18 protein-coding genes are annotated in these 21,527 nt (G+C 39.5%); 8 read left to right on the plus strand and 10 right to left on the minus strand.

From position 1 onward, the window contains the following. The first annotated feature begins 39 nt into the window (after positions 1–39). Positions 40–1,815 carry an exodeoxyribonuclease V subunit alpha gene (gene recD, locus ACQ7EO_RS01685; RefSeq protein ID WP_434278763.1) on the plus strand — a complete coding sequence of 592 codons (1,776 nt, stop codon included), beginning with the start codon at positions 40–42 and terminating at the stop codon, positions 1,813–1,815. A 634-nt stretch (positions 1,816–2,449) separates the two neighbouring features. Here recD and ACQ7EO_RS01690 read toward each other — a convergent pair. Continuing rightward, positions 2,450–3,748 carry a serine hydrolase domain-containing protein gene (locus tag ACQ7EO_RS01690; protein WP_004725512.1) on the minus strand — a complete coding sequence of 433 codons (1,299 nt, stop codon included), beginning with the start codon at positions 3,746–3,748 and terminating at the stop codon, positions 2,450–2,452. A 269-nt stretch (positions 3,749–4,017) separates the two neighbouring features. On the opposite strand from ACQ7EO_RS01690, the gene rpsO reads away from it, so the two are divergent. From rpsO to ACQ7EO_RS01705, 3 genes are all read left to right on the plus strand, one after another. Further along, on the plus strand, positions 4,018–4,287 hold the full coding sequence (rpsO, locus tag ACQ7EO_RS01695; protein ID WP_004725514.1) for a 30S ribosomal protein S15: 270 nt from the start codon (positions 4,018–4,020) through the stop codon (positions 4,285–4,287). A gap of 255 nt (positions 4,288–4,542) precedes the next feature. Further along, complete coding sequence (pnp, locus tag ACQ7EO_RS01700) at positions 4,543–6,630, plus strand: polyribonucleotide nucleotidyltransferase (protein ID WP_171066962.1); 2,088 nt, start codon at positions 4,543–4,545, stop codon at positions 6,628–6,630. A 148-nt stretch (positions 6,631–6,778) separates the two neighbouring features. Next, entirely contained in the window at positions 6,779–8,002 is a 1,224-nt protein-coding gene (locus ACQ7EO_RS01705) for a magnesium transporter CorA family protein (protein WP_419263499.1), read from the plus strand. A gap of 7 nt (positions 8,003–8,009) precedes the next feature. Here ACQ7EO_RS01705 and ACQ7EO_RS01710 read toward each other — a convergent pair whose 3' ends face one another. From ACQ7EO_RS01710 to ACQ7EO_RS01735, 6 genes are all read right to left on the minus strand, one after another. Continuing rightward, positions 8,010–8,279, minus strand: coding sequence for a YdcH family protein (locus ACQ7EO_RS01710; protein ID WP_004725519.1), 270 nt, complete (start codon positions 8,277–8,279; stop codon positions 8,010–8,012). 122 nt (positions 8,280–8,401) lie between these two features. Continuing rightward, a complete protein-coding gene (locus tag ACQ7EO_RS01715; RefSeq protein ID WP_004725521.1) occupies positions 8,402–8,740 on the minus strand; it encodes a chaperone modulator CbpM in 339 nt (112 codons plus the stop codon). Between the two features lie 41 nt (positions 8,741–8,781). Then, positions 8,782–9,750: a DnaJ C-terminal domain-containing protein gene (locus ACQ7EO_RS01720; protein ID WP_314339742.1), complete on the minus strand. Its 969-nt coding sequence runs from the start codon at positions 9,748–9,750 to the stop codon at positions 8,782–8,784. 346 nt (positions 9,751–10,096) lie between these two features. Further along, positions 10,097–10,972: an Hsp33 family molecular chaperone HslO gene (locus ACQ7EO_RS01725; RefSeq protein ID WP_004725526.1), complete on the minus strand. Its 876-nt coding sequence runs from the start codon at positions 10,970–10,972 to the stop codon at positions 10,097–10,099. 83 nt (positions 10,973–11,055) lie between these two features. Next, positions 11,056–12,951, minus strand: coding sequence for a monovalent cation:proton antiporter-2 (CPA2) family protein (locus ACQ7EO_RS01730; RefSeq protein WP_434278764.1), 1,896 nt, complete (start codon positions 12,949–12,951; stop codon positions 11,056–11,058). A gap of 277 nt (positions 12,952–13,228) precedes the next feature. Continuing rightward, on the minus strand, positions 13,229–15,454 hold the full coding sequence (locus tag ACQ7EO_RS01735) for a primosomal protein N' (RefSeq protein ID WP_034617817.1): 2,226 nt from the start codon (positions 15,452–15,454) through the stop codon (positions 13,229–13,231). A 168-nt stretch (positions 15,455–15,622) separates the two neighbouring features. On the opposite strand from ACQ7EO_RS01735, the gene gspF reads away from it, so the two are divergent. The 3 genes from gspF to ACQ7EO_RS01750 all read left to right on the plus strand — a co-directional run bounded on the left by gspF (position 15,623) and on the right by ACQ7EO_RS01750 (position 17,922). Then, positions 15,623–16,828 carry a type II secretion system inner membrane protein GspF gene (gene gspF / locus ACQ7EO_RS01740; RefSeq protein WP_096735249.1) on the plus strand — a complete coding sequence of 402 codons (1,206 nt, stop codon included), beginning with the start codon at positions 15,623–15,625 and terminating at the stop codon, positions 16,826–16,828. A gap of 39 nt (positions 16,829–16,867) precedes the next feature. Then, positions 16,868–17,305: a type II secretion system major pseudopilin GspG gene (gene gspG / locus ACQ7EO_RS01745; protein WP_004816754.1), complete on the plus strand. Its 438-nt coding sequence runs from the start codon at positions 16,868–16,870 to the stop codon at positions 17,303–17,305. A 281-nt stretch (positions 17,306–17,586) separates the two neighbouring features. Then, positions 17,587–17,922: a hypothetical protein gene (locus ACQ7EO_RS01750; RefSeq protein WP_004725552.1), complete on the plus strand. Its 336-nt coding sequence runs from the start codon at positions 17,587–17,589 to the stop codon at positions 17,920–17,922. 75 nt (positions 17,923–17,997) lie between these two features. Here ACQ7EO_RS01750 and ACQ7EO_RS01755 read toward each other — a convergent pair whose 3' ends face one another. Then, the gene (locus ACQ7EO_RS01755) at positions 17,998–18,261 is read right to left on the minus strand and encodes a DUF2798 domain-containing protein (protein WP_034617824.1); all 264 of its coding nucleotides are present in this window, start codon (positions 18,259–18,261) and stop codon (positions 17,998–18,000) included. 350 nt (positions 18,262–18,611) lie between these two features. Between ACQ7EO_RS01755 and ACQ7EO_RS01760 the strand changes: the two genes are divergently transcribed. Next, entirely contained in the window at positions 18,612–18,950 is a 339-nt protein-coding gene (locus tag ACQ7EO_RS01760; RefSeq protein ID WP_004725556.1) for a tRNA-binding protein, read from the plus strand. A 67-nt stretch (positions 18,951–19,017) separates the two neighbouring features. Here the strand turns inward: ACQ7EO_RS01760 and lnt are convergent, their stop codons facing one another. Continuing rightward, complete coding sequence (gene lnt / locus ACQ7EO_RS01765; RefSeq protein WP_434278765.1) at positions 19,018–20,577, minus strand: apolipoprotein N-acyltransferase; 1,560 nt, start codon at positions 20,575–20,577, stop codon at positions 19,018–19,020. Further along, on the minus strand, positions 20,574–21,413 hold the full coding sequence (locus ACQ7EO_RS01770) for an HlyC/CorC family transporter (protein WP_004816763.1): 840 nt from the start codon (positions 21,411–21,413) through the stop codon (positions 20,574–20,576). The genes lnt and ACQ7EO_RS01770 overlap by 4 nt, the downstream gene beginning before the upstream one ends. Between the last annotated feature and the right edge of the window lie 114 nt (positions 21,414–21,527).

A 21,527-nucleotide genomic window follows, 5' to 3' on the forward strand; every position in this document is an offset into this window, starting at 1 on the left:
TCTGTTGAAAACCTTGTAGATAACTCTGAGGATAACCGTGTGGAAAATAAACAGGATTTAGAAAGCCAAGTCCCGCAATGGATTGAGACTTGGAGTAAATACATTTTAGCGCAGTATTCCACAGCTTCAGGATTAGATGAACAGACACTTGAATTAGTACAAGAAATTTTATTGGCAACCACACAAGGGGATAGCTGTATCTCCGCAGGGGCGCAAAACACCGCCTTATTAAAGCCATTGATTGTAACGCATGATATTGAAGAACCTGATATTGTAGAACATGATTTAGCTGAAACAGTGGTTGCACCATTTGTTCAACAGCATGGCTTGATTTATCTATACCGTTATTGGCAACTTGAGCGCCGTTTAGCGATACAAGTGGCACGGTTAAAACAGCAGAAGATTCAACCTGTTGATGTTGTTGCATTTGATCAGCTTCTCACCGATCCACATCAAAAAGCTGCCTTAACTATGGTGGCAGGCAATGCTTTTAATATTATTACCGGCGGACCAGGTACAGGTAAAACTTATACCTTGGCCAGAATCATTGCAGTATTGCAGCAAACCATTCCAGATATTCGTATTGCAATGGCTGCGCCCACAGGCAAAGCCGCACAGAGAATGGGGGAAGCACTACAAAAATCATTGAGTGATCCAAAACTACACAGTTTTGGACTGAACCAACATCAATTTAATCCCATGACCTTACATCGGTTATTGGGCTTGGGAAATCAGCATATTCCTCGTTTTAATCTGCGACAGCCATTGCCTTATGATGTGATCGTGGTTGATGAAGCATCGATGCTAGATTTAAATTTAGCCACGATGTTATTTGAGGCGATTCCTGAACATTGCCGTTTAATTCTTTTGGGCGATGCTAATCAGTTGGCTTCTGTGGATGTCGGTTCGGTGTTGGCAGATTTACAGAATGTACAATCATTACAGCACAATCGGGTCAATCTACAGACCAGTCAACGCTTTAAAGATGGTGCCTTAATTGGAAAAATGGCACAGTTTATTCAATCACAGAAAAATCAAAGTATAGACCGTGCAGAATTATTGGCGAATTTTGAGCAAGAGATTGTTGAGGCGAGTGCGCTTAAACCCGTTGAACTCAAAGCAAATATGCAAGATGTGATTCAGCTTGAATATCTGCCTGAAAAGATTTTGCCAGCAGATCTAATCCAGTATTACCAAAAACTCAGTTTAGGTTTTCAAGCTTATTTTCAAAGTTTAAACAGCTATCTGATGGCCGAAGAGCCTCATCATCAGATTGAAGCGGTGACACAAGCATTTGACCTCTATCGTATTTTAACGGCTGTTCGGCATGGTGCATTGGGATTGAATAGCTTAAACCATGAAATGGAAAAAGCATTATTTGAATATCTTCCAACATTGGCTCGTTATGGTGATTGGTATGTTGGGCGTCCTGTGATGATGAGCTATAACGATTATCAACTTGGTCTTTCCAATGGAGATATCGGAATTTGTCTAAAACATCGCCAGCATGCTGATCAATTTGAAGTCTATTTCCCCAGTTTAGACAAATGGATTGCTGCAACGCGTTTGCCTAAATCGATGCAAACCGCTTTTGTTTTAACCATTCATAAATCTCAGGGCTCAGAATTCACCCATACCGCCGTGGTTTTGGATGTTGCAGCAACCCGCTTGTTGAGCCAAGAGTTGATTTATACCGCCATCACACGGGCCAAATCAGTGGTGAGTTTACTGGTTGATCGACAAGCATTTATCCACGCTTTAGACACTGCCACAACCAGAATGAGTGGATTGGTTAGCATGATTAACACGGCATAGTTATTTTGTAGTTTTTATTGATAATTTATCTCTATGTACGAAATTGCTTACATGAATTCGAGAGATTTGCGCATAGAGCTTCTTGTTACTTTTTGAGATGATGAAGCCATAAAGAACTCAGCAAGGATCGTTGAGTAAAATCGCAAAATAATAACAATTTAAAGTCGTGAGACTGCGAACTTACATGAAAGTAAGTGATAAGAGGAAACTTACAGCCGCTAAGCCTTGTAGTTTTGGGAGAGACTACAGGGCTTTTTTATTGAAATTAAATTCTGAATTTTTTACTTCAAAGAGAATCAAATTATTTAAATTTAGTAGGTTTTTTTAAACGCTACAACCATTGCCTCTATGTACGTTATTTCTCACATAATCTTGCGGTAAATGCGACTTCTGTTCAATGTCTGTCACAGGCATAATAAGTCACATAAGGACATAATTAGTCACATGGTTGTGAAATAAGTGTCATGTACAAAAACAAAAACTGCTTAGGGTACAAGCAAATACTATAAATAAGATAAGCACAATAACTAAACAAGAAACTACAGCGCAAAGGAAAAGCCCTAAGAGTAATCTTAGGGCTTTTTCATATTTTATCTGTTGCGTTTAAACCAAAACCGCTGTTTAAACCGACAATTTAAACCAATTCGGTTTCTGTTCGATCTGTGCCAAATAATGCTCGACGTTGTGTTTTAGGGATCTTAGGACACTGGCTAGAAATTTGATACAGCGTTTGCGCCAGAGCAGGAATATGTGTTCCAACCACAGCTTTGCCTGTATTTAAAATACTGACGCTAATATCACGCTCTGGATCAGCCCAGCAGAGAATGTTGGAAAAGCCTAAATGACCAAAAGCTTGCCCCGTCATTGGCCCAAATATACCCACTGGGTTACTGCCGAGCATAGGCCCTAAGGCATAGCGCATTGGTGCAAGCAAGGTTCGGTCGATGTTGGTGGTTGATGTAGGCAAAGTTGCACGAAATACCGTTTCAGGACTCATGATTTGCTTGCCATTATATTGACCGCCATTCAATAACATCTCAAAGAAGCGATTGGCTTGTTCAGCACTGGTGTAAATATTGCCCGCAGGGCATACCGTATCCATAAAACGTGGATCATTGGTCACATCGACAGCAAGCTGTAAGCCACCACCGAGCACATGGTTTAAATATAAGTCTGTACCGAGTTTAGGGTGTACACCAGTCGGATAATTTAAAGCAACTTGATCTCTATATTCTGGTTTTAAGCCATAGTTAAAAAACTGCATATCCATCGGTTTTTCAATATGTTCATGTAAAAACTGACGAATATCTTGCCCTGTTACCCGTTCAATCAATTCACCTAAAATATAGCCTGCAGTAACAGCGTGATAAGCCAAATGCGTACCAGCAGGTGAAATGGGTTGTGCAGCGTAAAGGTGTTGTAAAATTTGATCTTTGTCAAAAAGCAGTTCTGGGGTGACTTCCATTTCTATCCGTGGAATTCCACCACGGTGGGACAATAAATGGAAAATTGTGGCACGGCGCTTGCCATTTTGTGCATATTCAGGAATGTAATAACTGATCGGATCTAATAGATTGATTGCACCTGTTTCATCTAACATGTGAATCAACATTGCTGTAATTATTTTTGATGCTGAAAATAGACAAATCGGGGTGTCTGGATTGGCAAGTACCGCATCTGAAGCCAGACCATCGGCAGAATTACCTGACGCATAACCCAGACTACGATTGAGAATAATCTCACCTTTGCGTCTTAAGCACATGGTGATCAGGGGATGGTTGCCTGTTTGATACAGGTTTTCAATACTTTGCCAAATCTTTTCAATTTGTTGTTGGGTCATCCCTCCCAGTTCTGGAGAAACTTCATTTTTGCGCTGCGTGATACTGCTTAAGTCCTTGGGTACATAGCAGGTATTGGTTGAAAACAATTTCACAATCTTTTTCCATGATTATTTTTATTCCACGGCAGTGTGAACTGAGTTGAGCATGATGTCAGTGTCCCAATTGCCATGCGATTTGTAAAAAAAATGCAATAGTTTTGTAATTAAGCCTTATGGGATATGGTTGTACGATATTTTTGCAATCTCACCCCACTTCCTTTAAAATAGGCGACTGCTGTAGTGATGCACGGCAGTTAAATTGATTTTGAAGAATCAATTTGATTTGTATCAAATATTTAAATTAAGCATCTCGGAGAAATCGAATGGCTTTAACAAACGCAGATCGCGCAGAGATCGTTGCAAAATTCGCTCGTGCTGAAAATGACACTGGTTCACCTGAAGTACAAGTTGCTTTATTGACTGCTCAAATCAATGATTTGCAAGGTCACTTTAAAGAACACAAACACGACCATCATAGCCGTCGTGGTTTGATCCGTATGGTTAACCAACGTCGTAAGCTTCTTGACTATCTTAAAGGTAAAGATGCTACTCGTTACAGCGATTTGATTGCTGCTTTAGGTTTACGTCGTTAATTCGATTTAAACTTTTATTTTCGGATTATTGCATGCTGAATGCTGTACTGATGAAAACTAAAGTCTATCCAGTATTTACTGGATAAAAGGGAAGGGGCGAATATTCGCTCCTTCTTCGTGTTTAAAATTAGTCTAACTAAAGATTTATTGTCTAGTGAGGTCGGCTTCTAAGCTTTGTCATTTATGCTGTTGATGTGAATGCCAAACCTTAGGGGTCTCCACTAGAATAAAATTAGGAAACAAAAATACATGTCAATGTTTAATGTTATTCGTAAAGAATTTCAATATGGTCAACATCAAGTTGTACTAGAAACAGGTCGTGTTGCTCGTCAAGCAAACACGGTTCTTATTACAATGGGTGGCGTAACAGTACTGGTTGCTGTTGTTGCACAACCTACTGCTAAAGCGGGTCAAGACTTCTTCCCACTTACAGTTAACTATCAAGAAAAACAATATGCTGCGGGTCGTATCCCAGGTGGTTATGGTAAGCGTGAAGGCCGTGCTTCAGAAGCAGAAACTTTAATTTCTCGTTTAATTGACCGTCCAATTCGTCCGTTGTTCCCAGAAGGGTATTACAACGAGATCCAAGTTACTGCAACAGTTGTGTCTTCAGACAAAACTATGGACGCTGACATTGCTGCAATGTTAGGTACGTCTGCTGCACTTGCAATTGCTGGTACACCTTTCCGTGGTCCAATCGGTGGTGCACGTGTTGGTTTGATCAATGGCGAATATGTTCTTAACCCAAATTTAGAACAACTTGCTCAATCTGACCTTGACCTTGTCGTTGCAGGTACAGAATCTGCAGTATTGATGGTTGAATCTGAAGCAAAAGAACTTTCAGAAGACCAAATGTTAGGCGCTGTGCTTTTCGGTCATGACGAAATGCAAATTGCGATCCAAGCGATTAAAGAGTTTGCTGCTGCCGCTGGTGCAACAGAATCAACTTGGACTGCTCCAGTTAAAAACGAAGATCTTCGTACAAAATTAAAAGACGCATTTGAAGCTAAAATCTCTGAAGCGTATACCATTGCTGTTAAGCATGACCGTTATGCTGCTTTAGATGCACTTCAAGCTGAAGCAACTGCTCAATTCGTTCCTGAAAATGACGAAGCTGGTATTGCAGATGACTTAAACGAATTATTTGAAGATCTTAAATACCGTACTGTACGTGACAACATCCTTTCAGGAAAACCACGTATCGATGGTCGTGATACTAAAACTGTTCGTGGATTAGACGTACAAGTGGGTGTGTTAGATCGTGCTCATGGTTCATCATTATTTACACGTGGTGAGACTCAGGCGTTGGTTACAACGACTTTGGGTAATACTCGTGATGCGTTGATGGTTGATACCTTGTCTGGTACAAAAACTGACAACTTCATGTTGCATTACAACTTCCCTGCATATTCTGTAGGTGAAACAGGTCGTGAATCTGGTCCTAAGCGTCGTGAAATTGGTCATGGTCGTTTAGCACGTCGTGGTGTACAAGCTGTTCTTCCACCAGCTGATCGCTTCCCGTATGTGATTCGTATTGTATCTGACATTACTGAATCAAATGGTTCATCTTCAATGGCTTCTGTATGTGGTGCTTCATTATCACTTATGGATGCAGGTGTTCCTCTTAAAGCGCCAGTTGCGGGTATCGCAATGGGTCTAGTAAAAGAAGGCGAGCGTTTTGCTGTTCTTTCTGACATCTTAGGTGATGAAGATCACTTAGGTGATATGGACTTTAAAGTTGCTGGTTCTGCAAACGGTATTACTGCGCTTCAAATGGATATCAAAATCGAAGGTATCACAGAAGAAATTATGGAAGTTGCGTTGAATCAAGCCTATGCCGGTCGTATGCATATTCTGAATGCAATGAACCAAGTGATTTCACGTGCACGTCCTGAAATTTCTATGCATGCGCCAACATTCCAAGTGATCAACATCAATCCTGATAAGATCCGTGATGTGATTGGTAAAGGTGGTGCGACAATCCGTCAAATCACAGAAGAAACAAAAGCAGCGATTGATATCGAAGATAACGGTACTGTACGTGTATTTGGTGAAACCAAAGCGGCTGCTCAAGCTGCGATTGCAAAAATCCAAGCGCTTACTGCTGAAGTTGAACCAGGTAAAATCTATGCTGGTCGCGTAATTCGTATCGTTGAATTTGGTGCGTTTGTAAATATTATGCCAGGTACAGATGGTTTACTTCACATCTCGCAAATTTCAAACGAACGCGTTGCAAACGTGACTGATATCTTGGCTGAAGGTCAAGACGTTAAAGTTCAAGTTGCTGACGTAGACAACCGTGGTCGTATTAAATTAACCATGAAAGATGTAGACCAAGCATAATATTTGCAAGGTTTAAATCCTTTAGGGTTTGATTAAAATTTAATACAGAAAAGACTGCCTTGTGCTTTGCCAAAGTTACAACTTTGGCTTGCTCAGGGCTTTTTTTATGGCATGATGCATAACAAGAAAGACCAAAAATATCGTGAATATGCAAAGCTTTTATTTTTTTCAACACACAGATGAACCTTATACCTGTATACAAAAAGAGCCTGTTTTTAATGCAGAGCAACAATTTGTCTGGGTGGATTGTACCCGTGAAGATGTGGTCAATCGTGCTGAACTATGGCAAAAAGAAATCTATAATGCGACCGAAATTCACCTCAATGAATACCATATTCGAGATATTTTAAATATCGAACATCCATGCGCATTTGATGCAATGGAAGATTATGATTTATTGATTTTTCGTAAATTAATTACCCCAGATGATCAGATCGATAGTGGTGAAGATGCACTTGAACAGCATGATCATGTTTTTGGCTTGGCGTCCTCGCCAGTCAGTTTTATTATTACTTCACAAGCTTTAATCACCATTCATGAAAAGGGCAACCATGCCTTTGAAAGTTATCTTGCACGTATTTTCAATATCATGAATAAGAGTTTAGAAGAACAGAATAAACCTCGTAAATTACCGACTACGCCTTTAGATTTAGCACTGCGCTTGCTGAATAGTATGATTGATGGCTATTTGGATTTACGTAACCCTTTATCTCGTCGGGTTGAATTTTGGCAACAAGAACTATTGCAAGGCAATCGCCGTTTTACCAAGTGGCATCAACTGTTTCAGGAAAATCTGGTTTTTCAGCAAATTGAAAATTTGTGCGAAGAACAAATAGATTCCTTGCAGGAACTTCGAGATGAAATTGTTGAAAATTATGCCCATTTAAAAGGTAAAAAACGCACTGAGAAGCAGGACATTATGCTGGTTCGCGTGGATGATCTGGTTAGCCATGTTGAGCGTATTCAAAAATATACAGTACGTTTAAGTACCGCAATTCAAACTGCGATTGATTTACATTTTTCTGCAATCGCCAATCAAACCAATGAGAATATGCGAATTCTTGCGATTATTACTGCGGTGTTTGCGCCATTGACCTTATTAACAGGGGTGTATGGAATGAATTTTGAATTCATTCCAGGTTTACGCAGTCCGATAGGTTTCTGGGTGATGCTGGGTGTGATGTTGGGCTGTACGATTGGGTTGTTAGTCTATTTTTACCGCCGTCATTTGGTCGGGCGTGGTGAACGAAGTGTGATTGATATGTTGGCACAACAACATAAAAATCAGCACGTCAATTTACTCTGGTTTTTAGATTATGAACCGATCAAACAAACCATGAAAGAAGTCGAAAAAATCACAAAACTGAAATAATTAAGCATTATTCTAGTTGAGGATTTATCTGAGCTGTCTTTTGTAAAATTAAGTAGAGTTGATCTTTTAATCTTAATTTTTTCCGCTTGAGCTGCTCAATATTTTCATGAATATGATTGAGTGGATCAAGCTCAAGGTGACTGATTTCACGATCAAGTTCATCGTGATCAATCAAAAGTTTAGCAAAATGCGGATCTTCTTGTTTTAAACTACACATGAGATCGCGGTGTTCTGGGAACATGTGTTTCAACTTTTTATTCATTACTTTCGAATTCATCAGAGCTCATTAACCTCTTTGTCAGAAAATTCTAAACGAAAAAACAAAAACGGAGAGACAAGTTCTCCATCATGACAGGTTAAATATTAACCTGTCACTAGGCATTAACATTTTGAAATGAATTAATGAGTATGAAGGTGAAGATGTTTGACTTGTTTACGCAATTGTTGAACTTCATCAAGTAAATCCATCATCATTGCAACGGCAGATAAACTGGCTTCAAAGTCACGTTGTAAACGATAGGCACGACGTGCGCGTGAGATATCTTCTCCAAAAAATTGATGAATACGGTCTTCAGGACGTGCGGGTAAAATTTCATATTCAAGCAATTGCAAAATCCAATCCGGACTTTGACCGCATGCCTCAGCAAAGTGCTTGAGATCTAGATTTAGGTTTTCATCCACGATTTCTGCATCATGGAAACCGTCATAGACAATTTCACGATATTGAATAGTTGTCATGATTGCTCTCCTTTAGCAAGGCTATGTTGGTATCTATAAAATTATGAACGAGGATTAAAGTCAGTAAAAGCATCAGCAAATTGTTGATAGGCTTTTTGCTGTGTTTCGGTGGTTGCTTTGGGATAAACAATATTGATCACCAAATAAAGATGACCTGGGGTTTTATGCGGTATCCCTTTGTCTTTTAAACGGAGTTGCTGATTGGGTTTGGCATTTTGTGGCACAGTAACTTTTACTTTACCTGCTGGGGTATCAATTTCAATACTTTGACCAAGTGCTGCTTCCCAAGGTGTAACATCAACTGTGTAATAGACATCAGCACCTTCAACACGGATACGGTCAGTGTCTTGGTATTGGATCTCAATATAAAGATCGCCATTTTCACCACCGTTAATTCCAGCTTGCCCTTGTTTTGCAAGGCGAATTTGCTGACCTTCTTTCATGCCTTTGGGGATTTTAACTTGGAGGGTTTTCCGTTGTACCTCGGGTTCACCATAGGCATTATAGGTTGGGATTTGTAAGGTGATACTCTGAGTTGCCCCTTCATAACCAATGCTTACAGGAATTTCAATACTGGCATGTTGGTCTTCACCTTTATAGCTGCGTTGTTGCTGAGAGCCGCGTTGCCCAAAATCTTGTTGATGTCCACCGCCAAAACCGCCACCGAAACGTCCAAATAGATCTTCAAAACCACTAAAATCTTGTCCACCACTGCTATTGTATGAGCGATGGAATTGGCTACCATCAAAACCACTTTGACCTGTAGATTGCCCTCCAAACCCACCTGTATTGGCATAGGGGTTATCCAGTTCAAAATCGTATTGTTTTTTCTTTTCTTCATTGCTTAAGGTGTCGTAGGCGACATTGATGGTCTGCATTTTTGCTTCAGCATCAGTTTCTTTACTCACGTCAGGATGATATTTACGTGCGAGTTTTCGATAAGCTTTCTTAATTTCGTCTGGTGTCGCATTTCTAGAAACACCCAAATCTTCATAATAATTTTTTGCCATACTTAAGGTCATTATTTTGTTTAACTTTATTCTAGTTTTATGCCTTTTTGGCTACAGATGGAAGAGCAACTTAGTGTGGTTATTGTTTCAAAACTTATCTAGAACAAAAGCCCGCTTATGCTGATAAAGGTGGTGTTTCATGTTCTATGGGCTTTGTGTGTTCGGGTTGGTGCTTTGGTTAAGTAAATGACAATTCCAAAGAGCTATTCAACCCTTTAATTTATAAAACTTGTTGATTATGCTTTGAATTTTAATTGAAAAAAAAGAGCAAACTGAATTTGCTCTTTTCTTGGTAAAAATCGATAGTTAAATTTCTGCAAATTTAAACCATTCAGATCTCAATAGATTAACTCAAATGCTCACCAAACAGATTCAAAGCTTCTTTTGCAGTGAACTGATATTTTTTATTGCAAAATTGGCAATCCATTTCAATTGGATTTTGAATTTCTAGGGTTTCTTTGACTGCATCTAGACCAATCTGGATCAATGCATTTTTGCATTTATCGCGTGAACAGGTGCAGTTGAATTGAAGCTGTTCAACATCTGGCAGACGAACTTCTTCTTCATTGTATAAACGATAAAGAATTTCTTGTGCGGTTAAATCCGTCAACTCTTCAGGCTTTAAGGTCTGTGTCAACATAATCAAACGTGGCCATAAGTCTTCATCTACACGTTGCTGTTCTTCTTCATTATTACGAGGTAATAACTGAATCAGTAAACCGCCTGCATTGTGATGCGTGCTTGCCAAGACAATACGTGTTGGAATTTGTGCAGAAAGGTCATAATACTGCATTAAACAAGCCGCAAGCGTTGGTTGATCAAGTGGCACAATCCCTTGATAACGTTCACCAAACTCAGGTTCAATATTGATAAATAACACAGGTTGTTGCAACGTGCTGAGCACAGTACTGCTGTCTTCACTCAACATAAAATGCGGATCTTCTTCATAGTCTGCAAGTGCACGTACATCACCTAAATGGTTGCATTCAGCCATCGCCCATTTGAATGTACCTTGTGCTTGAATTTGTAAGCTAATACGTCCTTTAATTTTTAATGTGCTTGCAAGTAATGCTGTTGCACTCAACATTTCACCCAATAAAATGCGCACAGCAGGTGCATAATTACGCTGCGATAGAATCGTTTGTAGTGCTGTATCTAAATGTACAATTTCACCACGTACAGGGCTATCTTCAATATAAAAACGTTGACGTAAATCAGACATAAAATTCTCCAAATCCCTGTTTAGATGGTGGCGATATTATAAATCACAAGTTTATTTCACCTGAAAAACGCTGCATCTTAAAGTTAATTTTCGTCATCACGCATAATATTAATACGATCATGCTTGGCATGTGTGGTTTGAGCTTTTGCTGTGGGCCGTTCTAAGCCTGATTCATCCAAATCTGGAACATCTTTGTATTGCTCAGGATTGTGGTTTTCAACTTGCGCATCGCTTTCAAACAGGTGCTCAAGCTCCGAAATAAAGTCCCGATAGCTTTCAAAAAGCTTTTGCTCATCAGTATAAATACGCTGTTGACGTGTTAACAGTTCTTCATCGTAGTTTCTAAATAGCTCAACACTATCATAAGCCTCTTGTTTGCTCATGCCCAGTTCACACAATGCTCGATAACCCATCCCCAATGAAGTCAAATAGGTTTCACGCCAAATATGTTTAACTCCGACATCACGTAGGAGATGCATGTGATAACGATCTCGTGCTCGAACCAATAAGGTAAGGTTTGGATAATTGAGCAAAATATGTCGCGCAACATTCATTGAATCTTCAACATTATCAATTGCCAATACAAAAACCTTGGCCTGCTCAATTCCGGCTGCACGGAGTAAATCGGGTTGAGTCACATCGCCATAATACAAAGTACCACCATAGCGTCGAACAAAATCAATTTTTTGTAAATTATTATCAATGGCGGTAAAAGTAAAATGACGGATACGTGCCAAACGAGCAACAATTTGTCCTACACGGCCAAAACCAGCAACAATAAGAGCAGGGTGTTCGTTGGGAATCTCATCGTATTTCGGCGCACTGTCTTTATTGATTAATGGCAATACCTGCGTACTTACCAACCAGAAGAAGATTGGGGTCAGTACCATGGATAAGGTCACAATTAAGGTGATGGGCTCCATGATTGCTTCAGCTAGGACTTTTTCGCTTTTTGCCACGTTTAATACCACAAAGGCAAATTCACCCCCTTGGGCTAAACAGGTTGCGACCATCAAACTGTTGGTCCAACTCATTTTTTTATAACGTGCAATGGCTGCCATCACGATCATTTTGATTAGGATTAAACTGACTGCGCCACCAATAATCAGTAATGGCATATCTGCAATTAACGAGATTTGTGTGGTCATTCCCACCGTCATAAAGAATAAACCAAGCAATAAACCTTTAAAGGGCGCAATACTGGCTTCAAGCTCATGACGGAATTCAGAGTCAGCCAGAAGCACACCTGTTAAAAAAGCGCCTAAGGTTGTGCTGATCCCGAGTGTATCCATCAACAACACCACACCCAGCACGATAAATAGGCCAACGGCTGTGATCAGTTCTGTTGCACCACTTTTTGCCACAAAGCGGAAAAATGGTCGCATCACATAACGACTAAATAGAAATAAACCCGTGAACGTGGCGATAATCGCAGCAAAGTAAGCAACGCCATGATGATTCGATTCACTGCCTGCTAAGAGTGGGATGATGGCAAGTAATGGAATCGCAGCAATATCCTGAAACAGTAAAATCGAAAAGGATTGCTGACCATGGGTGGTATTGAGTTGTTGTTTTTCTTCCAAAAGCTGTAAAACAAAGGCGGTTGAAGAAAGTGCTAAGGCAAAACCAATCACAAAACTTGCGGGGAGTGATTGTTGAAAGATTAAATAGATGGTTCCCATCAGCACCAAACCAGTAACCCCCACCTGTAAACTTCCCATCACAAAAATGGATTGGCGCATTTCCCATAAACGCTGTGGTCGAAGTTCTAAACCAATCAGGAACATCAGTAAAATCACCCCAAATTCTGCAAGGTGCATGATTTCCTCTGGATCATTGGCGATGTTAAACGCGCTTGGACCCAGAAGTATTCCTGTAAATAAGTAACCCAGTACGGTGGCGATACCAAGTTTTTTCCCTAGAGGAACCAGGATTAATGCTGCACCAAGGAAGATGGTGATTTGGAGTAACAGTGACATTCACTTGCCTTAAGTTTTTTTCTTTCTTTAGAAATTGTAGCGTGATTTTGTGATTGACTTGGAGATATTTATTAAGAAATTGTCTTTTTACCCAATAAAAATTTAAAAGTGATTAGCGAGGTAAGGGGGTGGTTCTATAGGCTCACTTAACGATGACATGCTTATCGCCATGTAGTAGCTACATTGTGCATAGCTAAACGATGCAAAATGCAGAAGCGGTTTAAGTGAGACTCGGTTCATTCTCTCGATTTGTATAGCAATAAGCTAAATTAAGACTTTAACTCAACTCTTGCGGATCAACATCTATGGTGACTTTCATCGTAGAGGGTTTGCTATGTAACAGCTGTTGCCACCATTGACGAATATAAAAATGCATTTTTGCCCGATCTTGAGAAAGCAAAACCACATGGGCTTGGTAACGACCTGCTTTACGCTCCATCGGAGCTGGAATCGGTCCCCAAATATCAATTAAATTCTCTTCAGCAGTTTGTCTAAGGAGCTGCGTCATTTCAGTCAGAAACTTTAAATTTTCTTCCTGATGCTTTGAATCACAGCGGATCAAAGCTGTATAACGAAAGGGTGGAAGCAGTGCGGCTTGGCGATCTTTTAAGGTTTGTTTGGCAAAGGTCCGATAGTCATTATGAATCAAGGTGTTTAATAACGGATGATCAGGTCTTAGGGTTTGTAAATAGACTTCACCCTTCATTTCACCACGACCCGCACGGCCAGCAACTTGAATAATCAATTGCGCAGTACGTTCTGTGGCGCGGAAATCTACACTCAACAAACCTGCATCGATATCCAAAATTGCCACTAAGGTGACATAAGGAAAGTGATGTCCTTTTGCCAGCATTTGAGTGCCAAGTAAAATGGTCGGTTCGCTTTTCTGGATTTGATCATAAATCTTTTGCCAACTGCCAACCCGACTGGTTGAGTCACGATCTACGCGCAAGACGGGGAAGTGAGGGAACAGCTCATTCAAAGTTTCTTCAACTTTGGCAGTTCCCATGCCAATTGGCTTTAATTGTTGTTGATTGCATTGAGGGCAAGCATCAGGCATACGATTAATCGTGCCACAATGATGACAATGTAAATGCTGATAAGGCTTTAAATGCAGGGTAAAGTGAGCATCGCAATTGGGGCAATTGGCCTGCCAACCACAGCTTTCACAGATAAGCACAGGAGCATAACCACGTCGATTTAAAAAAATAAGGACTTGTTCTTTTTTCTCTAAACGTTTTTTGATTTCAGCAATCAAAACATCACTTAAGCCATGCTGTTTTTTTGCCACTTTTAAATCAATCAAATGCATTTTCGGCATGATTGCGGCACCAGCACGTTGATTTAACTCAATCCGTGTCAGCTTTTCTTGGCGAGCAAGATAATAACTGTCGATGCTTGGCGTGGCCGAACCTAAAATAATCGGGCAATTTTCTAAATGTGCACGATACATGGCCACATCGCGAGCATGATAGCGAAAGCCTTCTTGTTGCTTAAAAGAAAGATCATGCTCTTCATCTAAAATAATCAAACCCAAATGTGGCAAAGGCGTATAAATTGCAGAACGTGTGCCTAAAATAATAGAGGCTTTGCCCGTTTGCGCATGCTGCCATGCTTGTAAACGTTTAGTATCATTTAAGCCTGAGTGCAGTAAGGCGATATTGCAATGAAAACGTGATTGGAAACGGCTGATGGTTTGTGGGGTTAAGCCAATTTCAGGCACTAAAACCAAGACTTGTTTGCCTTGTTTAAGTACTTCATGCATCACTTGCAAATAAACTTCGGTTTTACCACTCCCAGTTAAACCATCCAGTAGAAATGCTTGATATTTTTTCTGCGCTTTTAAAATCGCTTGAATGGCTTTCTTCTGATCGTCATTTGGCGTGAGTGGCATCTGTGCCAATTGCACAGGTTCTGGCGTGACATTTTGTGGTTCCAAATCACAACGAACAATGTCTTTTTTCTCAAGGACTTTGAGTGTGGCTGTTTCAACACCACTTAAATTAAGAATATTTTCCTGTGTTCCTTTCGGGTGTAGCTTTAAAATTTTATAGGCTTCTTGTTGTTTTTCTGAACGCTTAACTTTGTCTTCGGCATGTAAGTCTAAAAGTTTCCAGATACGTGCCAATAAATTATAAGGTTTACCTTGGCGTAATAAGGTAGGTAACGCCGTTTGAATCACTTCGCCGATAGGAAATTGATAATATTGTGATGACCATGTCAATAAACTTAAAACTTTACTGTCTAGAATGGCCTGTTCATCTAACAGTTCAGTAATGGCTTTGAGTTTAAAATGAGAATCCACAGGTTCATCAATCGGTACTTTCTTAACAATAACACCAATCAGATTTTGTCTGCCAAAAGACACTGCAACACGCGCACCGACTTCAGCTTGCGCATATTGTTCAGCGGTGACTTGGTAATCAAAGCAGTCATTCAAATAGACTGGAACAGCAACTTGAATACGATAAATCGTCTGTGGCGTAGCAAGGGTATTCGACATTTTTAATTTAGTGACTCATTAATTTAGTGAGGCTGTGATGAAATTGTTTCATGTCCAGATTCGGCTTGTGTTAGAGTGTAACAGTCATCTATAAACATGAATATGAATGATTTATAGGGTATGACGCAACAGCGTAATCAAAAAATTTTGGAAAACTAGAGCATAATAATGCCAGCATATCAATTTACTGCAATTGATGCTTCAGGAAAGCAGCAAAAAGGCGTGTTAGAAGGAGATTCCGCACGCCAGATTCGACAACAACTACGGGACAAGGAATTGATTCCTGTCACGGTGGATGCTGTTGAACAAAAAGATAAAAATAAAAGTTCAGGATTTTTTCAACGTAAATTCTCGGCTTATGATCTGGCCTTAATGACACGTCAACTTTCTGTTTTGGTCGCTGCTGCGATTCCTTTAGAGGAAGCATTACGAGCAGTTGCCAAACAAAGTGAAAAAGTGCATGTACAAAATCTTTTACTTTCGGCACGTTCAAAAGTGCTTGAAGGGCACTCTTTGGCTCAAGCGATGCAACAAACAGGACGCTTTCCAGATTTGTATATTGCGACCGTTGCTGCGGGTGAACGTTCAGGGCATTTAGATTTAATTTTAGATCAATTATCTGATTACACCGAAAACCGCTTTGCCATGCAAAAGAAAATTCAAGGTGCGATGATCTATCCAATCATTTTGATGTTTATGTCTTTTGCGATTGTGATGGGGTTAATGACGTATGTTGTTCCAGACATCGTTAAAACCTTTGACCAAAGTAAGCAAGCCTTACCGTGGATCACTGTAGCGTTAATGAAAGCCAGTGAGATTATTCGGCAGGCTTGGCCCTTTATGTTGGTGTTTAGTGTGATTGGGATCTTTTTATTGATTCGATTCCTACGAACTTCTGCGGGACACTATGCTTTTGATCGTTTAACACTCAGATTGCCATTATTTGGTAAATTATCTCGTGGTATAAATGCAGCGCGTTTTGCCAGTACTTTATCTATTCTTACCCAATCAGGCGTGCCATTGGTGGATGCTTTGAAAATTGGTGCAGCGGTGAGTAGCAATTGGGTGATACGAGATGCTGTTAATATTGCAGCAGAGAAAGTCACAGAAGGTGGAAATCTTGCAACACAATTGGAGCGTTGTGGTTATTTCCCACCGATGATGGTACAAATGATTAAAAGCGGTGAAGCTTCGGGTGAGTTAGATCGAATGTTAAGCCGTGCATCAGATATGCAGGATCGAGAAGTATCCTCATTTATTTCAACATTATTGGCTTTACTGGAACCCTTAATGTTGGTGTTTATGGCTGGTATTGTTTTGGTTATTGTGATTGCAGTCATGTTGCCAATCGTCAATATGAACAATATGATTTAAGCCAATTATTTTTATAAAGAATATATAGAGAGTAAGCAGATGCAACGAAAGATGAATAGGACTCGTCAGTCAGGTTTTACCTTAATTGAAGTGATGGTTGTGATTGTTATTTTAGGTGTACTTGCAGCATTGATCGTACCCAATGTGATGGGACGTGGTGAAAAAGCCAAAGTTGACACCACTAAAATTGCATTAAAAGGTGTAGCGGGTGCTTTAGACCAGTATAAACTGGACAATGGGCGTTATCCGACAAGCCAAGATGGTGGTTTAGACGCGCTTGTAAATCAACCTGCAACGGCTAAAAACTGGTTACCTGGTGGTTATGTTAAAGGTGGTTATCCAAAAGACAGTTGGGAAAATGATATTCAATATGTGATCCCTGGTTCTGAAGGTCGTAAATTTGATTTATATTCTTTTGGTGCCGATGGTAAACAAGGTGGTGAAGGAAATGATGCAGATATTTATTACCAACCTTAATTGAAGATTATTTAAGTTAATATTTATGGGATTAATCACTTCATTTAATCGAGTTAATAAATCTTGAGTGAAGTGATAATCTTTCTTGTTTGCTAAGGTATATTTAATTTATTGAAATATAACAGCTATTTAAAATAATGATGTTTGAGAGTTATAATAAGAATTATTCCCATATTTAATAGTTACAAGAAAGTTAAATTGTGTATAAAAATAGACTTTTTATTTAATTAAAAGCTTGCATAATAGTTCTCAGGGCAATCTGAATTGCTTAGGAGGATGAGATGAAAGCATTATTATTACCAGATGAAATCAGCCAATTTCATTGGACTATGCTCAAATCTGTTCTTTTAATTTTGAGCCTATTACCGATTAGCCAGTTTTTTCTCAATATTTGGCAAGTTGCCGATGCCAATAGCCAGATCATGATTGGTTTTATGGCGATTAGCGTATTTAGTGCATTATCCATTATTAGTTTTTATAATGCCTTAAATTTGACAGTATTTCAGTTAAAAACTGAATTCTCATCATTATTAGAACAATATTTAGTACGTTCATATCGTTATGTGCCAATGTTATTTTTAGCTGCAATGATGTCTTATTTGGTGACTCAACTTTAGTTGAAATATCATGGAAAACCGAGGGTGTAATCCTCGGTTTTTTTTGCACGATGATTTAATGATTCAGGTTTGCAACTAAGTTGGCTGAACAAGGCTCATGGTGATTTTGCGCACAATAGGTAAGATAAACAGTAACACTGGAAAGGCAATCAGCCAAGAAATCCCCCAAGCTGAAAGCCATGTGTATAGCGAAAAATTCTCAAAACCCATGCTTCTGAATGTACTGATACATGAAACAATAAATGTCATGATAATAGACAGTAACAAAGGTAAAACAATCGCTGCATAGCGATGTGGAATCTTTTTAAAATTAAAATAAGACGATTTAGAATTTTGCATTTTTTACTCCGTAAACCAACAAATGCCAGTGCCGCACCAAAATATTAAAATTTTGATTAAAAATAGCCCCAAGCCTTGTTGGAGATATGTTGGCACGTTGATTGACGTAAACGTTTACGGCTTTATGATCAGCGAAAATAATTTAGCATAAACTTGAAAAAAATATAATAAAAAATGCGCCGAAAATATTTTCAATTTCGTTTTTATAGGGCTTGGATTGAGTCTGGATTGAACATGATTGTCTTTTTAACAGGATCATTTGTCTGTTTTGTATAAGGTTGATCGCTTTAAATTTATCTAAAATGATTTTATCTCTTGAGATGAACTGATAAAAATACGAGGACTCAGCAATGCAACAAATAGAATGGAATGATTTTCTTAAAGTAGAGTTACGGGTAGGAAAAATTATTCAAGCAGAAGTGTTTGAGAAAGCGCGTAAGCCTGCTTATATTTTGCATGTTGATTTTGGCGAAGCACTCGGTGTAAAGAAATCGAGTGCGCAAATTACCAACCTGTATCAACCTGAAGATTTAATTGGGAAGCTTGTGGTTGCTGTTGTGAACTTTCCAAAAAAACAAATTGGGCCGATTCAATCAGAGTGTTTAGTGACGGGTTTTCATAATCAAGATGGGCATGTGACGTTGTGTGTGCCTGATGCAAATGTACCATTGGGAACAAAGTTGCTTTAATCATTGAATCAAGCGCTTTGTTGAAGCTGACCTCATCTCCTTAAACCAGAGATGAGGGATTCAAACATTAACGTCTAGATTTAAAGCTAATGTCGACTGCTTTAGGTCGATAGATCCAGCCTAAAATTAATAACAATAGGGAGAGCAATAAAATAGGATAATCACTAAAGCGGGTGTACCAAGTTTCACCTTGCATGGCAGGTAAATCACCACGAAGCACAGCTTTTTGATCTACAGGGGCTTGTTTTACAATATGCCCATTGTGGTCAATAAAAGCTGTAACACCTGTATTGGTGGCACGAATAAACCAACGTCCATTTTCCTTAGCACGCATTTGTACCATTTGAAGATGTTGTAATGGACCTGCTGTACCAGTGAACCACGCATCATTAGAAACAGTCACTAAAAAGTCACTATTAATCGCATTACGTCGAGTGAGATTCGGATAGGCCACTTCATAACAAATGGCTGCAGCCAAATCATGTCCTTTAATATTAAAAGGTTTTTGATTGGATGCACCTTGGGAAAATCCACTCATGGATGGATCATTTTGTAGTGCAGGTAATACCCAAGCCAACAATCCTGAAAGTGGAATATATTCACCAAAAGGCACCAGACGTTGTTTTTTATATAAGCCTGAAGAATCTGCGCCAGAAGCCATCATACTGTTGTAGTACATTGGATAGCCATTTTTCTGTGATTCTTTTAAGTCCCAATAAGGAATACCCGTTACCCATGCTGTGCCTGAACTTTTGGCTTGTTGATCCATCATATCCAAGAATTGTTGAATATCTGTTTGGAACAGTGGAATCGATGATTCTGGCCAAACAATCAGATCACGCCCCCATTCAGTACGGCTTAAATTAACGTAAATTTCTAAGGTTTTAACCTGATATTCAGTTAACCATTTTAAATCTTGCGGAATATTGCCTTGAATCAAAGAAACGGAGAGCGGCTTTTCTGCTTTCGGTTGTACGAAAGTGATAAACGATGCGCCCCATGCGCCAAGGATTAAAATGATTGCAGGAAAGATCCAAAAGACTTTTCTATTTAAAATTTCAACCAATGCACAGGCAAGCATAATCACAACAAAAGATACTGCAAATACACCAAACAGCGGAGCATAGCCATCTAAGAGTCGTTCAGTGAATGCGTAACCTGCAAATAACCAAGGAAAACCTGTAAAGACCCAAGTCTTCGACCATTCAAAAATAACCCACAAAGGAGCGAAAGTTAATGGCGTTTCAGGAAAGAATCTGCGATATACCCAAGTCTGAATTGCGGTAAAAAGCCCCATGACAATGGCCATGATGGCGATCATCAAGACACTCAATACTGCATTGGTATCTCCATACACATGAATCGATGTATAGAGCCAGAATGCGCCAACAAACCATAGACCAAAGCCATAGCTTAAGCCAATCGCAAATGCTTGGCGCGGTGTACGGCCTTTTAAGCAAGCATATAGCAGGGCAGGCGATAAAATTGCCAACCACCACCAATAATAAGGCGCCAGTGCTAAACTGAACACTGCGCCTGACATTAACGAAATCAATAATGGGAAAATGAAGGGCAGCTGTTTTTGTTGTTGTGATGAATTTAACAGCTTGTCAAAGTATGCTCTCATTTATGTACAGCTCGAATCAGATGAATAGTGCGTGCATCTGCTTCAATAATTGTAAATTCCCAATCCTCAAGCTCAACCACTTGGCCTTGAAGATCACTCACTAGACCAATTTCTTGAAGCAGCAATCCGCCCATAGTCTCTACTTCATCGTCAGGAAATTCAGCATCTAAAACATTGTTAAAATGTTCGATTGGTGTAAGTGCTTGCACAATCCATGTATTGGCTGTGGTATGAGTTGTATCTGGAATGATAAATTGTGCTTCTTCGTCAACATTATCATGCTCATCTTCAATTTCACCAACAATCTCTTCCAGAATATCTTCTAAAGTAACCAGCCCTGCTGTTGAACCATATTCATCAATCACAATAGCAATATGGGTTTGAGTGTTTTTTAACATTCTCAAAACTTGGTCGGAACGGGCACTTTCTGGGACAAATAATGGCTGACGCATTAACGCATGCACATCTACAACAGATGAACGATCAGTTAAAAAGGGTAAAAGATCTTTAGCAAGTAAAATACCCACGACGTTTTCAGGCTGATCAGAAGAGAAAACAGGGAAACGTGAATGTGCAGATTCAATAAGAATATCTAAAATATCAAGAAGTTGATCATCTTCTTGTAAACTGACCATCGCTGTGCGCGGAGTCATGACTTCACGGATTTTTGTTGCTGGAAGGTCTAATACGCCTTCTAACATTGCAACAGTATCGGGTTCTAAAAAACGACGTGAATCTTGTACTAATTTTAGCAGTTCATCTCGGGTTTCTGGCGCTGTTCCTAACCATTTGCGTAAGCCACGCATTCCCCACGATGGGCCTGATTCCTCGTGCATGATCTTTCCTAAAGACGCTTAATATCTAGTAAATGTTTTTTTATCATACCGAAGAAAACACAGATGTCTATCTATTAAATAAGGTAAATAGATGAATGTATGTGTCATATTATA

Source organism: Acinetobacter sp. CE-15 (assembly GCF_051059255.1).
Classification (GTDB): domain Bacteria; phylum Pseudomonadota; class Gammaproteobacteria; order Pseudomonadales; family Moraxellaceae; genus Acinetobacter; species Acinetobacter guillouiae.